Raw genomic sequence first — 14,326 nt, forward strand, 5'->3', positions numbered from 1 at the left:
GCGCAATCAGGCGTCGCGCGGGGCCACGGCGAGGATCTCGATCGCATCGGCCTTGCCGCCGAAATCGGCCACGTCGCCGACTCCGGCGCCGATCAGCGCGCGCGCGAGCGGCGCGGAAAAGGAGATCAGGCCTGCATGCGGATCGGCCTCGTCGTCGCCGACGATATCGACGCTCTTGCGCTGGCCGTTCAAGGTGAACGTGACGCGGGAGCCGAATGCGGCCTGGTCGGCCGGCGGCGGCGGCGCGAGCTGGGCGGTGGCGAGGCGGGTGCGCCAATAGCGCAGCTCGCGCTGGGCAATGGCGAGCGTATCATCGTCCAGCGGCTGCTGAACCGCGGCTTCGCGCTCGGCGACATGGGCTTCGATCTGGGCAAGTCCGCGGGCGGTGACGAGATTGGGGCCGGGCGGGAGCGGCAGCTCGAACCGGGGCTCCTTATGCTCTTCGTCGCTTTCCCGGCGAAAGGCTACGCTCACGGTCGATCTCCCCTGGTTGGATCGGCATCGGCTGGATCGGCAACCCGCTCGCGCGACGCGGAAGGAAGGCCGTTGCGCCATGGCGCGGGCCGGAGCGCTGGTGGTGAAGTGGGGAGCTTCTGTTGCCCGGTGCTCCCCGTACCGCTGGTTTCCACTTCTGTTGCCCGGCGTGGTCCCTGCCGCGCTAAGCTTTGTAACCTATTCCCGTGAGGGAATTAGTTACGCTGCGATCGCGAGTGCTTCGTTATCGTTGGCACTTGTGGTTTTGAGCCTTTAACGGGTTACTCAGCCCGAGCGAAAACAGCGTATTTCAACACACGTCGATCCTAGTTCGGCCCCTTCATCGAGGCTGAGCCTTCGTCGACACGCATGAAGCGTGCCGCCGAGCGGCTCAGCTCCGGTGGTGGAGCCGCCGGGTACCGCCCCCGGGTCCGCTGCGCCTATTGGACGCTGCACTTTATCGCCATAGCCGGCCGAAGCCGGCAGGGACTCATATAGACGGTTTCGCAGGGATTTAAAGGGCCACGCCCGTTGCGGAGGCGGTTCGAAGCCCCTACGTGCCCGTTCAACATAAGGGGATTGCCGAGATGAAGAAGTCTCTGATGAGCGCCTTCCTGCTGCCGGTCGCCGGGGTGTCGCTGGCCAGCTGCGGCGTCAATTCCGTACCGACGGCCGAGGAAGAGGCGAAGGCGCGCTGGGCCGACGTCCAGACCGAATTACAGCGTCGATCGGACCTCGTCCCCAATCTGGTCGCAACCGTCAAGGCGGCCGCGGCTCAGGAGCGCGACGTGCTGCGCGAGGTCACCGAAGCCCGCGCTAGCGCCAATCAGATCCAGGTCACCGGCGACCAGCTGACCGATCCGCAGGCGATGGCCCGCCTCTCCGAGGCACAATCGCGGCTCACCATCTCGCTGCAGCGGCTTCAGGAGGCCTATCCGGAGCTCAAGACCAACCAGAATTTCCTCGGTCTGCAGGACCAGCTCGAAGGTACGGAGAACCGGATCGGACGCCGGCGCGAGCAGTATAATCAGGCGGTCCAAGCCTACAACACGCGCATCCGCACCTTCCCCGACGTGATCGGCGCCAAGGTCTTCTACGGGGCGAAGCCGATGGCGCCGTTCGAGGCGGCTGCCGCGGCACAGGATGCGCCGAAGGTCGATTTCGGCGGCAACGCGAGCTGATCCGGAGGGTGGCGCAACCACGGCGACCCGCCCGGACCGACCGACCGAGCCGCTTCCGGCGGGGCAGGCAGCAATGATCGTCCGCCTTCTGATAGTCGCGATCTCCCTGCTCATGGTGTCGCCAGGCTATGCGCAGACCGTACCGGCCCTCACGGGCCGCGTCGTCGATCAGGCGGGCTTGCTCGATCCCGCGCAAGAACAAGCGCTCACTGGGAAGCTCGAAGCGCTGGAGCGGACGACGTCGCGGCAATTGGTGGTCGTCACCGTTCCGGACCTGCAGGGCTATTCGATCGAGGATGTCGGATTCAAGCTCGGGGAGACCTGGAAGCTAGGCGACAAGGAGGCGGACAATGGCGCGATCCTGCTGATCGCGCCTGCCGAGAAGAAGATGAGGATCGAGGTCGGCGATGGACTTGAGCCGATCCTGACCGATGCTTTCTCGGGGCGAGTCATTCGCGACATTATCCGCCCGCGTTTCCAGCAGGGCGATTTCCCGGGCGGGATCGACGCCGGCGCCGATGCGCTGATCGCACAGCTGCAGGCGCCTCCGGAGGCGGCAGAACGCGCGGCGATGGAGGCGCAGCAGCAACAACAACAGCAGCAGCAATCGGGGGCGCGCTCCGGCGGCGGTGGGGGCGGATCGATCCTCACCCTCATCTTCTGGGGTTTCATCCTGCTGTTCGTGATCCTGCCGATGCTGAGCGGCGGGCGGCGTGGACGCCGGCACCGCCGACGGGGCGGCGGCGGCGTGTGGATCTGGGGCCCCGGCCTTGGCGGTGGCGGCTGGGGCGGCGGCGGCGGTTCGTCCTGGGGCGGCGGCGGTGGCGGCTGGGGCGGCGGCGGAGGCGGCTTCTCCGGCGGCGGTGGCTCGTTCGGCGGCGGCGGGGCTTCGGGGGGATGGTGATGCTGCGATTGAGCGAGACCGAGCATGCGGCCGTGAGCGCTGCGGTGGCGACGGCCGAGCGGGCGAGCGAGGGCGAGATCGTCACGATCGTCGCGCCCCGATCCGATGCCTATCACGACGTCGGCCTCCATTATGCGGTACTGGCGATGCTGCTGGTGCCGGCCTTGCTCGCCTTTCTCCCGCAATCGTTGATCGACCGCGGCCTCGCGCTGGTGCTCGGCTGGAATGCGGAGCTTGCCCGGCCGATGCTGATGATGTTGCTGTTCGCCCTGCTCGCCTTCGTCTTCCTGGTGGTTCGCTTCGCGCTCGCCTGGATGCCGCTGCGCATGGCACTGACTCCCGCCAGCACCAAGAACCGGCGCGTGCGCCGACGCGCGCTCGAGCTGTTCCGCGTGGCGGCCGAGCAGCGCACCACCGGCCGCACCGGCGTTCTTCTCTATCTTTCCCTGCTCGAGCACCGGGCCGAGCTGATCGCAGACCAGGCGATTCACAGCCGGGTCGAGCCGGAAGTGTGGGGCGACGCCATGACGGCCCTGATCGACAAGGTTAGAGCAGGCGAGCCGGGCGCGGGCATGGTCGCAGCGGTCGAGCAGATCGGCATCGTGCTCGCCGCGCATCTTCCGCCCTCCCACGACAATCCCAACGAACTACCGGATAGGCTGATCGAATTGTGAGCGACAGAACCAAAGGTGAAGGCGAGATCGTCTGGCAGGGACGATTCATTGCGGCGAAAAAGCAGGGCAAGTGGGAATATGTCTCCCGTACCCGCGACGTCACCGCGGCGGTGATCCTCGCCATCCATGAAGGCCAGGTGATCCTGGTCGAGCAGCATCGGGTGCCGGTCGGCGGCCCCTGCATCGAGCTTCCGGCCGGCCTGGTCGGCGACGATCAGGAAGGCGAGGCGATCGAGGCCGCCGCCGCGCGCGAGCTAGAGGAAGAGACGGGGTACCGGCCCGAGCGGGTCGTTTCGCTCGGCAAGTTCTACGCCTCCCCGGGCATGTCGGCCGAGTATTTCACTCTCGTCCGTGCGGAAGGACTGACCAAGGTGGGCGAAGGCGGGGGCGTCGAGGGCGAGGACATCATCGTCCACCATGTGCCGCTCAGCGAGATCCCGGCATTCCTCGAGTCGAAGCGCGCCGAGGGCTATGAGGTCGACGTCAAATTGCTGCTGCTGCTCGGGCCGAGCCTGGTGCCGTCACTCGGCTGAGGCGCCGAAGCCGTTCAGGAGCCCAGCGTCGTTCGCCCGAGCAAGGTCGAGGGGCGCTTCTCCAGCGTCGGTGCCACGCCCCTCGACTTCGCTCGGGACGAGCGGTGATGCGGGTCAGGCGGAACCCAGCTTTACTTGAAATTGTCCGCGTAGGACTGGAGCTTGAGCTTGCGCTCGCTCGCCGGGACGAGATGGTAGGGGATGGCGTTGCGCTCGGCATAGGCCCTGGCGGCCTCTTCGGTCGGGAAGGAGAGCGTCACCTGCGACTGGGTGTCGCCGCCGCCGCTCCAGCCGGTGAGCGGATCGGGGGTATGGGCACGGTGCGATTCGAACTGCAGGATCCACTCGCCGGCGGTCGCCTTGCCGGACTGCATCGCATTCTTGGACCGCTGAAAGATTCGCGCCGCCATCTGATACTCCTTCGTGTGCGCGAATTGCCTAACAAGCAGACGCAAAGCAACCGTTTCGCGTTCCTTGCGACAGCTACTGGGCCCTGCCGCCGATCCGAGCCGTGGCCTTCTTGGTCCGCAGGGTAGGATCCGCCGCCGCCGGATCTTCGGGCCAGGGATGTTTGGGATAGCGGCCGCGCATCTCCTTGGCGACGGCAGACCAGCTCCCTTTCCAGAAACCGGGCAGATCGCGCGTGGTCTGGATCGGCCGCCCGGCGGGCGAGGTCAGCGAAAGTACGAGCGGCACCCGGCCGCCGCCGATCGCGGGATGATCGGACAGGCCGAACAAAGCCTGCACCCGGGTGGTGACCGTCGGGCCCGCCTCCGCTTCATAATCGATCGCATGGCTGCTTCCGGCCGGCGTCTCGAAATCGTGCGGCGCCAGCCGGTCGACGCTCTTGCGCCCGTCCCAGCCGAGCAAGGCATCGAGCGTTCCGGACAGAGCGGAAGGATCCACGTCGGAAAGCCGCCGCTTGCCGGCGACGAGCAGCGGCAGCCATTCGTCGAGGACCGCGAGCATGGCGGCGTCGGAGAGATCGGGGAGCGACGGTTCGAACGTGCGCGCGAATACGGCGCGTTTGCGCAGCGACCGCGCGCCGTCGCTCCACGGCAGCAGATCGAGCCCGTGGGTACGGACACCCTCGATGAGCGCGGCGGAGATCTCGTCCGGCGACGCCTTGGTATTCTGCCCTTCGCTGAGCGTGATCGCGCCGAGCCTGCGGCCGTGTCGCGCCTGCACCGTGCCGGTCTCAGGATCGAAGCGGATGTCGGCGCCGCTCTCGATTTGGTCGCCGAACAGGGCCATGACCTCCTCATCGGCGATCGCCGCGGCCGAGAGGATGCGCGCACCAGCGGCGCTGCCGCTCACTTCGGCTACGGCAAGCCAGCTTTCCCGCGTCAGCGGCGAATGCGGGTCGAGCCGAAAGCCGCGCCCGCCGACCGAGATCCACTCCTCGCCCGAGGCCGAGCGGCGCCTCGACAGGCGATCGGGATAAGCAAGCGCGACGCAGGCGCCGACACTGTCGGGCTCGCCGCCCCCAGGGCGTTCGCGGCCGGCGACCAACTGCTGCCACCGGCGTGCCATGCCTCGCGCGGCCTCCGCTCGCTTGCCGCGATCGCCGCGCCAGCGGCGCAGGCGCAGCTCGAGATCGGAATCGCCGCCGCCGAGGCCCCGTTCCGAAAGCAGGACGGCGATCTCCGCAGCGGTGCGGACCCAGCCGCGCGATTCCGCCTCGATCATCATGTGGGCAAGCCGAGGCGGCAGCGGCAAAGCGGCAATCGCTTTGCCGTGGGGGGTCGGCCGACCATCCCCGCCGAGCGCGCCGAGCGAGTGCAGGCGCCGCCGGGCCTCGTCGACGGCCGCGGCCGGCGGCGTGTCGAGCCAGCGCAGATCCCTGGGATCGGCAACGCCCCACAGCGCGCAATCGAGCAGTAGGGCCGACAGATCCGCTTCCAGAATCTCGGGCGGATCGAATCGCGGCAGGCCGGCGGTCGCCGCCTCTTCCCACAAGCGGTAGACCGTGCCCGGGCCCTGGCGCCCCGCGCGGCCCGCACGCTGGGTGACCGCCGCCTGGCTGGCGCGCTCGGTGACCAGGCGGGTGATGCCGGCTGCGCGATCGTAGCGCGGCCGGCGGGCGAGACCGCTGTCGACGACGATGCGGACGCCGTCCAGGGTCAGGCTGGTCTCGGCGATCGAGGTGGCGAGCACGATCTTGCGGCGGCCCGCGGGCGGCGCGGCGATCGCCGCCCGCTGCGCCGCCGGTTCGAGGCTGCCGTGCAGGCGGTGCAGATCGGTGCCGGACGGTAATTGCCCTTCGAGCCGCTCGGCGGTGCGTTCGATCTCGGCGACGCCGGGCAAAAAGGCGAGCAGGCTGCCCTCGGCCTCCGCGAGCGCGCGGCGGATCGCGGGCGCCATATCGTCCTCGATCCGCCGCTCCGCCGAACGGCCGAGATAGACATGGCCTATCGGGTGGCTGCGGCCTTCGCTGAGGACGACCGGGGCCGGTTCGCCCTCCTCCGCCATCAGCCCGGCGAAGCGCTCGCCATCGAGTGTCGCCGACATTGCAACGATGCGCAGGTCCGGCCGCAGCGCGGCCTGGGCGTCGAGCGCGAGGGCGAAACCGAAATCGCTGTCGAGGCTGCGCTCGTGCACCTCGTCGAACAGCACCGCCGAGATGCCGGCAAGCTCCGGATCGGACTGGATGCGATTCCGGAAAATGCCTTCCGTGAGGACGGTGACCCGGGTTCGAGAGGACCGCTTCGTATCCAGCCGGGTGGCGTAGCCGATCGTCTCGCCGACCCGCTCGCCCGCAAGCTCGGCCATCCGCTCCGCCGCCGCTCGGGCCGCAAGGCGGCGTGGCGAGAGCACCAGCACTTCGCCCTCGCACCAGGGCTCGCCGAGCAGGACGGGTGCGACGGCCGTGGTCTTGCCGGCGCCGGGCGGCGCGACGAGGACGGCGTTCGCGCCGCGGCGCAGCGCAGCGAGAAGATCGGGCAGGACGGCGTGGATCGGCAGGGTCACGCGCGCAGTCTCAGCCAGAAGCGAAGACGCAGGGGAAGAGGATTTCGTGGGTACGGTGGACGGCGGGGCGCTTCAAGCCCCCGGGCGAGCCTCGCAACCCGCTCCACCAGCCCGCGGCTGACGGCTGCTCCGCAGCCGGTTGCGGCTCTCGACACGTCCCCGGCGTGTCGACCCGTCTACACCCCCTCCTCGTACTCTGGGAGAATTTTCGTGAAGGTCGCGTCCCTACAGGCGGGCAGATCTACTTGCGGGCCTCAAGCGGGCTGTTGCGGGTGTCGGCCGTGCCGCCTTCGGGCAGTTGGACCTCGGCCGCCTTGATCGGCCTGGGCGTTGCACCGGCGGCCATGCACTGGGCGACGACGACGGGATAATCGAGGTCGTTCTGGCCCGGCAGCACGGCTTCGGTCGCCTGGCTGCAGGCGGCTTCGGACTGGTATTGGGTGTCGAGCGTCCGCACCTGCTGGCACGCCGCGTCGCCTTCGCCGCAGCCCATGATCGCGATGATGAAATATGCCGGTCCCATATCTGCCAAACCGTTGGCGAATAAGGCCGTTCCAATCGTTTCGCCTGCGTTATCGGCAACTGTCCCGGCCGGGACTCCTTGGTTGGGAGGGGGACAGTTCCTACCTAAGTGGTCCATGCGTCCTCTCGAAAATTCCGACACATCTCCGAAGGCAGGCTGGTCCGCGCTACGGCGGTTCCTACCCTATTTGTGGCCGGCCGGCGAGCCGGCGCTGAAGACTCGTGTCGTGATCGCCGTGCTGCTGGTGCTGATCGCCAAGGGCGCGACCCTGATCATGCCGTTCGCCTACAAGGCGGCAATCGACCGGATGTCGGGTCCGGTTCAGGCCGGGGCCGGTCTCGCCATCGCTCTGGTGGTTGCTTATGCAGGTGCTCGCTTCGCCGGCGTATTGTTCGACAATCTGCGCAACGCGATCTTCGAGAAGGTCGGCCAGGATGCCGCGCGCCGGCTAGCGGAGACCGTGTTCCGCCACGTGCATCGCCTGTCGCTGCGCTTTCACCTGGAGCGGCGCACCGGCGCACTGACCAAGATCGTCGAGCGCGGCACCAAAAGCATCGACATGATGCTCTATTTCCTGCTGTTCAACATCGCGCCGACGATCATCGAGCTGCTTGCGATCTGCGTCATCTTCGGGATCAAGTTCGGCCCGGGCCTGGTCGTCGCGACCCTGGTGATGGTGGTCGCCTACATCACCTTCACCCGTGTCGTGACGGAGTGGCGGAGCAAGCTCCAGCGCCAGATGAACGAGGTCGACAACCAGGCGATCGCGCGGGCGGTCGATTCGCTGCTGAATTACGAAACGGTCAAATATTTCGGCGCCGAGGAGCGCGAGGCGCGCCGCTACGGCAGCGCGATGCAGGCGTTCGCGGGCGCCGCAGTGAAGAACGAAACCTCCTTGGCCTGGCTCAACATCGGCCAGTCGCTGATCACCAATCTGATGATGGCCGGCGCGATGGGATATACCGTCTGGGGGTGGAGCCGCGGCAGCTTCACCACCGGCGACGTGGTGTTCGTCAACACCTTCCTTGCCCAGCTCTTTCGTCCGCTCGACATGCTCGGCTGGGTCTATCGCACCATTCGCCAGGGGCTGATCGACATGGAAGCGATGTTCGGAATCGTCGACACGCCCGAGGAGGTTCGTGACCTCGAGGGTGCGCCCGCGCTGCACGTCGAAGCCGGCCATGTTCGCTTCGAGGACGTGCGCTTCGGCTACGATCCCGACCGCGAGATCCTGAAGGGCATCGATCTCGAGGTGAAGCCGGGCACGATGGTCGCCGTCGTCGGCCCCTCGGGCGCCGGCAAATCGACGCTGTCGCGCCTGCTGTTCCGTTTCTACGAGCCGACCGCCGGGCGGATCCTGATAGACGGTCAGGACATCCGTCGGGTGACTCAGGCCAGCCTTCGCCAGGCGCTGGGCATCGTGCCGCAGGACAGCGTGCTGTTCAACGACACGATCGGCTACAATATCGGCTATGGCCGCGACGGCGCGGGGCAGGACGAGATCGAAGGCGCGGCCAAGGGCGCTGCGATCCACGATTTCATCGCCAGCCTGCCCCAGGGCTATGCGGCGCAGGTCGGCGAACGCGGCCTCAAGTTGTCGGGCGGCGAGAAGCAGCGCGTGGCGATCGCCCGGACCCTGCTCAAGAACCCGCCGATCCTTATCTTCGACGAGGCGACCAGCGCGCTCGACAGCCGCACCGAGGCGGCGATCCAGGAGACGCTGCGCTCGGTGGCGGCGCGGCGAACGTCGATCGTCATCGCCCACCGCCTCTCGACGGTGATCGATGCAGACCAGATCGTCGTGCTCAACGAAGGCCGGGTCGCCGAGCGCGGAACCCATGCCGAATTGCTGCGCAGGAACGGCCTTTACGCCGAAATGTGGACTCGCCAGCAGACCGAGCGCGAGGACGAGGAAGCCGAAGCCGCCGAATAGGGATTTCTTGGCCCGCGGCGGGCGCTACAAGCGGCGCGATGGGACATAGAGGGGTTCGGGCATGCGAATGACTTGGCTGGCGCTCGCCGCCGGAGCCGTGGTGGCGACGGCGACGATCGCGCAGGGCATCGAGGAGCAGGCCAAGCCCCAGCACGATACGGCCTGGCACAACGCGCAGATGCTGTATCTGGTCAATCTCAAGCCGAGCGACGGCTGGATGGCGGGCCCCGGGGGCATGCGCTACCGCAAGGTCAAATCCGGCGCGGCGGGCGCGCCGCACCCGACCCGCACCGACGTCGTCACCATCCATTACGCCGGCCGCCTGATCGACGGCACCGAATTCGACAGCTCGATCGCCCGCGGCGAACCCGCGACCTTTCCGCTGCCGCGCCTGATCCGCGGCTGGCAGGAAGGCGTTCCGCTGATGGCGGTCGGCGACACGTTCGAATTCGCGATCCCGCACTATCTCGCTTACGGACCGGAAGGCCGCGGCCCGATCCCGGGCGGCGCCACCTTGCTGTTCACGATCGAACTGATCGCGATCGTTCCACCGGAAGGCTGACGCGAGAGCATTAGCAGGGTGACGCCCGGCTCCGTTCCCGCTACGTCCCGCTGATGCGGCAACCAGCGCAGATCCTCCATGATGTCTTCGGCTTCGGCGCCTTTCGGGGTGTCCAGGAGGACGTGATCGGCCGCGTCATGGCGGGCAAGCACAGCCTGGCGGTGATGCCAACGGGCGCCGGCAAATCGCTCTGCTACCAGGTGCCGGCGCTGGCGCGGGAGGGCACCGCGCTCGTCATCTCGCCGCTGATCGCGCTGATGCACGATCAGATCCGGTCGGCCGAGAGCTTCGGCATCCATGCCGCATCATTGACCTCCGCCGACGGCGACGAGGCGCGGCAGGAAACGCTGCGGCGATTCAAGGCGGGCGAGCTCGACCTGCTGTATGTGGCACCCGAACGGGCGAGCAGCGGCCATTTCCGTGAGCTGGTCGGCCGGGCGAAACTGTCGCTGGTCGCGGTCGACGAGGCCCATTGCGTCTCCGAATGGGGTCATGATTTCCGCCCCGATTACCGGCTGCTGCGGCCGCTGCTCGATTCGCTGGGGGACGTGCCGCGGCTGGCGCTGACCGCCACCGCCGACCGCCAGACCCGCGCCGACATCCTCGTCCAGCTCGGCATTCCCGAGGACGGGCTGATCGTGGCCGGATTCGACCGGCCGAACATCCGCTACCATGTCCGCCCCCGCGACGGGGTCAGCAGCCAGTTGAAGGCGCTTCTCGCCGAGCAGGAAGGCGCAGGCATCGTCTACGTGTCGAGCCGCGACAAGGCCGAGAAGCTCGCGGAGCAGTTGGCGCAGGGTGGGCGCCGGCGTGTACTGCCCTATCATGCCGGCCTTGATCCGCAGGTCCGTGCCCGCAACCAGGCCGCCTTCGTCGCCAGCGAGGACATGGTGATGGTTGCGACCATCGCGTTCGGCATGGGCATCGACAAGCCGGACGTGCGCTTCGTCGCCCATGCCGGCATCCCCAAGTCGATCGAGGCTTATTATCAGGAGACCGGGCGTGCCGGCCGCGACGGCGATCCGGCCGAGGCCTGGATGTTCTGGGGCGCCGAGGATTTCCTGCGCGCCCGCCGCCGGATCGAGACCGAGGTACCGGACGAGCGCCGCGGCGGCGAGCGCCATCGGCTGAATTCGCTCGCGGCGCTGGTCGAGGCGGCGGAGTGTCGGCGCGCTATCCTGCTCCACCATTTCGGCGAGGATCCGCCTGCCCGCTGCGGCAATTGCGACAATTGCCTGACTCCGCCGACGACCGTCGATGCGACGGAAGCCGCGCGCAAATTGCTGTCCGCCGCGTTCCGAACCGAGATGCGCTTCGGCATCCAGCATCTCACCGACGTACTGGCCGGCCGCGAGACCGAGAAGGTGCTCAACTTCGGCCATAACAGCCTGTCGGTTTTCGGGATCGCAGACGAGGACGAGCTGGCGCTGATGAAGCCGCTCGCTCGCGCGCTGATGGCGCGCGATGCGCTGCGTGCCGACGATTTCGGCGGTCTTTCCTTCGGGCCCGGCGCGCGGCCGGTGCTGAAGGGCGAGGAGGAAGTGCGGATCGTCCTGCCGCCGAAGAAGACGCGAAAGCGGCGCGGCGGCGGCGATGCGGTCGATCATCCGCACGATCCGCTGTTCGACGCGCTGCGCGCCCGCCGCCGCGCGCTCGCCGTCGAAGCCGGCGTGCCGCCCTACGTCATCTTCCACGATAGCACGTTGCGCGAGATGGCCGGCCTGAGGCCGACCACCCAGTTCGGCCTGTCGCAAGTCTCGGGAGTCGGAACCGCCAAGCTGGAACGCTATGGCGATGCGTTCCTGGAGGTCATTCAGCAATATGAAGGGGCATCCGCATGATCCGACCGGTGGACGACGAAACGATGGTCGGCGGCCAGCTCTACCCCGAGCGCATCGCCGATCTGGGCGTGAAGATGATCGTCAACAACCGGCCGGACCAGGAAGAACCGGGCCAGCCGACCTCGGCGGAGATCGAGGCCGCCGCAGCGGCTGCGGGCATCGGCTATCGGCACATTCCGGTGGCAGGCGGATTCTCCGACGCGCAGGTGCAGGCGATGATCGAAGCCTTGTCGGCGGCGGACGGGCCGGTGCTGGCCTTCTGCAAATCCGGCATGCGCTCGATCTACCTGTGGGCGCTCGCCCGGGCGCGGATGGGCGACGGTGCCGACGCCCTGCTCGAGAAGGGTGCCGCGGCAGGCTATGATCTCAGCCCGATCCGGGGGTATCTGGGGTAGGACTCTCGGCTGGAGCATGATCAGCTGAGGCTGAGTCAGCATGCTCCGCAAATCATGCGCCCGTCCTTGGTTTGGAGCCCGAGCCAAACCTCAAGTCGGAGCTAAACGCTCCAATCAAAGGTGATTTGGCTCTAGGGCCGCCAGTCCGCCGCCAGCAATCGTTGCGCTTCGGCGAGGTCCTCGTCGAGGACCATCAGGCGGATCGGAATCAGTCCGCCAAAGGCTTCCCAGCTCATTTCCAGATCGAACAGGACGGCGCCAATGCCTTCGGCTTCGAGCGCGGAGCGGGCCGCCCCGGCTTCGAAGCTGTTGCCGAAGCGGGCGGCCTCGACCAGCATCAGGCGCGGCGGCGCTTCACCATGGCACCACCTCGCCCGCAGCGACTTCGTCCGGACGCGGGGTGCGGCCGAGGATCGCGTTGCGGTGAGGGAAGCGGCCGAAGCGCTCGATCACGTCGTGGTGGAGCCGGGCGTAGCGGAGCTGCTCCGCGTCGCCGAGCGCGGTGAAGAGCAGGACGGAGCGCTGCTGATCGTCGAGATCCTCGCTGTGCTGGAACGGCATGTACAGGAAGCCGCGCTCCTGCGGAGCGAGCGCCTCGTCGGCGCCGCTATCCACCGCGCCCCTCGCAATCTGCAAAGCGAGCAGATCGGTCGAGAATTGGTCGGCATGGTCACGGAACATGTTGCGCGGAAACTGATCGAACAAAAGCACGCCGGCGAGGGCGTCTTCGGACGTGGCGAGGAACGAAGAGGCAGGCAACTGCCGCTTCTCCGCCCAGAGTTCGCCGAAGCGCTCGCGAATCTCGGAATCGAGCGACGGATCGTGCCACCATTGTTCCGGCCGCAGCGAGAACCAATAGCTGCGAACCTCCTCTGCCCAGCCCATCAGGCCGCGGTGCCGCCCACGGTGAGCCCCTCGACCAGCAAAGTCGGCTGGCCGACCCCGGCGGGGACCGACTGGCCGCCCTTGCCGCAAATGCCGATACCCTCATCGAGCGCCATGTCGTTGCCGATCGCAGCGACCTTGGTGAGCACGGTCGGTCCGTCGCCGATCAGAGTCGCGCCCTTGATCGGAGCGCCGATCCGGCCGTTCTCGATCTTGTAGGCCTCGGTGCACGAGAAGACGAACTTGCCCGAGGTGATGTCGACCTGACCGCCGCCGAAGCTCTTCGCGTAGATACCGTTCTTCGCACGAGCGAGGATCTCGGCCGGATCGTCCCTGCCGCCGAGCATGAAGGTGTTGGTCATCCGCGGCATCGGCGCGTGCGCGAAGCTTTCGCGGCGGCCATTGCCGGTCGGCGCCACGCCCATCAGCCTCGCATTGAGGCGATCCTGGATATAGCCCTTGAGAATGCCGTCCTCGATCAAGGTGGTGCACTGGGTCGGGGTGCCTTCGTCGTCGATCGACAGCGAACCGCGGCGATTGGCCATCGAGCCATCGTCGACCACCGTTACGCCCGGCGCCGCCACGCGATCGCCGATGCGGCCCGAGAAAGCGGACGTACCCTTGCGGTTGAAATCGCCCTCGAGACCATGGCCGATCGCCTCGTGCAGCAGCACGCCGGGCCAGCCGGGTCCCAGGACAACGGTCATCTCGCCGGCCGGTGCATCGACGGAATCGAGATTGACCAGCGCCTGGTCGAGCGCGACGTCGATCGCCCGGTTCCAGGTCGCTTCCTCGAACAGGCTGTCATAAAGGTAGCGCCCGCCGATGCCGTGATAACCGGTCTCGCGGCGGCCATTCTGCTCGACGACAATCTGAACGTTGAGGCGAACCAGCGGACGCACGTCGTGGGCGACGAAGCCATCGGCACGGACGATCTCGATCACCGACCAGGATCCGGAGAGCGACACCGAGACCTGGGCGACGCGCGGATCGCGCGCGCGGGCGGCGGCATCGACCTGCTGGCAGAGCGCCACCTTTTTCGCGAAGGGGATGAGGCTGAGCGGATCGGCATCGGTGTAGAGCGTCGCGTTGGTGCGCCGCGGCGGCGCCGGACGTGCACCCGCGGCAGGATCGAGCACTGCCATCGTCTCGGCGGCGCGGCGGATGGCGCCTTCCGACAGTTCGTTGGCGTGGGCGAACGCCGTCGTCTCCCCCGAAACCCCACGCAGGCCGAAGCCGGCATGGGTGTTGAAGTCGGCCGTCTTCAGCCGCCCGTCGTCGAAGCCGAAGCTCTCCGACGCGGTATATTGAAGATAGAGCTCGCCGTCGTCGCAGCGGGTCAGCGCGTCGGCGGTGAGGCGGAGCGCTGCGTCGGGGGTGAGCGCATCGCGATACAGGAAGCGGCGGGGATCGGCTGTGGTCATGCCCGGGATATAGGAGGGTCCCGGCCA

General features: G+C 67.8%; 15 protein-coding genes and 1 other RNA gene. 8 read left to right on the top strand and 8 right to left on the bottom strand.

Annotated features, from left to right (window positions below; genetic code table 11):
• Window positions 1-6: 6 nt before the first annotated feature.
• Both C7I55_RS25275 and ssrA read right to left on the bottom strand, forming a co-directional pair.
• The gene (locus C7I55_RS25275) at window positions 7-474 is read right to left on the bottom strand and encodes a GreA/GreB family elongation factor (protein WP_106515834.1); all 468 of its coding nucleotides are present in this window, start codon (window positions 472-474) and stop codon (window positions 7-9) included.
• Between the two features lie 146 nt (window positions 475-620).
• Window positions 621-997, bottom strand: a transfer-messenger RNA (tmRNA) gene (ssrA, locus tag C7I55_RS25280).
• Between the two features lie 64 nt (window positions 998-1,061).
• Here ssrA and C7I55_RS25285 point away from each other — a divergent pair.
• The 4 genes from C7I55_RS25285 (at window position 1,062) to C7I55_RS25300 (ending at window position 3,766) form a co-directional block, all read left to right on the top strand.
• Entirely contained in the window at window positions 1,062-1,655 is a 594-nt protein-coding gene (locus tag C7I55_RS25285; RefSeq protein WP_106515835.1) for a LemA family protein, read from the top strand.
• Between the two features lie 73 nt (window positions 1,656-1,728).
• A complete protein-coding gene (locus tag C7I55_RS25290) occupies window positions 1,729-2,559 on the top strand; it encodes a TPM domain-containing protein (protein WP_106515836.1) in 831 nt (276 codons plus the stop codon).
• Window positions 2,553-3,233: a TPM domain-containing protein gene (locus C7I55_RS25295; RefSeq protein ID WP_408640635.1), complete on the top strand. Its 681-nt coding sequence runs from the start codon at window positions 2,553-2,555 to the stop codon at window positions 3,231-3,233. Before C7I55_RS25290 ends, C7I55_RS25295 begins: the two co-directional genes overlap by 7 nt.
• The gene (locus C7I55_RS25300) at window positions 3,230-3,766 is read left to right on the top strand and encodes an NUDIX hydrolase (protein ID WP_233222407.1); all 537 of its coding nucleotides are present in this window, start codon (window positions 3,230-3,232) and stop codon (window positions 3,764-3,766) included. The genes C7I55_RS25295 and C7I55_RS25300 overlap by 4 nt, the downstream gene beginning before the upstream one ends.
• 131 nt (window positions 3,767-3,897) lie before the next feature.
• On the opposite strand, the gene C7I55_RS25305 is transcribed toward C7I55_RS25300, so the two are convergent.
• From C7I55_RS25305 to C7I55_RS25315, 3 genes are all read right to left on the bottom strand, one after another.
• Window positions 3,898-4,176: an ETC complex I subunit gene (locus C7I55_RS25305; protein ID WP_106515838.1), complete on the bottom strand. Its 279-nt coding sequence runs from the start codon at window positions 4,174-4,176 to the stop codon at window positions 3,898-3,900.
• Between the two features lie 73 nt (window positions 4,177-4,249).
• Entirely contained in the window at window positions 4,250-6,736 is a 2,487-nt protein-coding gene (gene hrpB / locus C7I55_RS25310; RefSeq protein ID WP_106515839.1) for an ATP-dependent helicase HrpB, read from the bottom strand.
• 241 nt (window positions 6,737-6,977) lie between these two features.
• Complete coding sequence (locus C7I55_RS25315) at window positions 6,978-7,259, bottom strand: hypothetical protein (RefSeq protein ID WP_199193065.1); 282 nt, start codon at window positions 7,257-7,259, stop codon at window positions 6,978-6,980.
• 115 nt (window positions 7,260-7,374) lie between these two features.
• On the opposite strand from C7I55_RS25315, the gene C7I55_RS25320 reads away from it, so the two are divergent.
• From C7I55_RS25320 to C7I55_RS25335, 4 genes are all read left to right on the top strand, one after another.
• Window positions 7,375-9,192: an ABCB family ABC transporter ATP-binding protein/permease gene (locus tag C7I55_RS25320; protein WP_106515840.1), complete on the top strand. Its 1,818-nt coding sequence runs from the start codon at window positions 7,375-7,377 to the stop codon at window positions 9,190-9,192.
• Window positions 9,193-9,253: 61 nt separating this feature from the next.
• Window positions 9,254-9,754, top strand: a complete 501-nt coding sequence (locus C7I55_RS25325) for an FKBP-type peptidyl-prolyl cis-trans isomerase (RefSeq protein ID WP_106515841.1) — start codon at window positions 9,254-9,256, stop codon at window positions 9,752-9,754.
• A gap of 53 nt (window positions 9,755-9,807) precedes the next feature.
• Entirely contained in the window at window positions 9,808-11,595 is a 1,788-nt protein-coding gene (gene recQ, locus C7I55_RS25330) for a DNA helicase RecQ (RefSeq protein ID WP_106515842.1), read from the top strand.
• Entirely contained in the window at window positions 11,592-11,990 is a 399-nt protein-coding gene (locus tag C7I55_RS25335) for a TIGR01244 family sulfur transferase (RefSeq protein ID WP_106515843.1), read from the top strand. Before recQ ends, C7I55_RS25335 begins: the two co-directional genes overlap by 4 nt.
• A gap of 131 nt (window positions 11,991-12,121) precedes the next feature.
• Here C7I55_RS25335 and C7I55_RS25340 read toward each other — a convergent pair whose 3' ends face one another.
• Genes C7I55_RS25340 through tldD form a run of 3 tightly spaced genes read right to left on the bottom strand, consistent with a single transcriptional unit; the run spans window position 12,122 to window position 14,299 of the window.
• Complete coding sequence (locus C7I55_RS25340; protein ID WP_106515844.1) at window positions 12,122-12,328, bottom strand: putative signal transducing protein; 207 nt, start codon at window positions 12,326-12,328, stop codon at window positions 12,122-12,124.
• 16 nt (window positions 12,329-12,344) lie between these two features.
• Window positions 12,345-12,875 (bottom strand): DUF924 family protein, encoded by a 531-nt coding sequence (locus tag C7I55_RS25345; RefSeq protein WP_106515845.1) that lies wholly within the window; start codon window positions 12,873-12,875, stop codon window positions 12,345-12,347.
• Window positions 12,875-14,299, bottom strand: coding sequence for a metalloprotease TldD (tldD, locus tag C7I55_RS25350; protein WP_106515846.1), 1,425 nt, complete (start codon window positions 14,297-14,299; stop codon window positions 12,875-12,877). Before tldD ends, C7I55_RS25345 begins: the two co-directional genes overlap by 1 nt.
• Window positions 14,300-14,326 lie beyond the last annotated feature (27 nt).

It is taken from the genome of Allosphingosinicella deserti, from assembly GCF_003012735.1.
Classification (GTDB): Bacteria; Pseudomonadota; Alphaproteobacteria; order Sphingomonadales; family Sphingomonadaceae; genus Allosphingosinicella; species Allosphingosinicella deserti.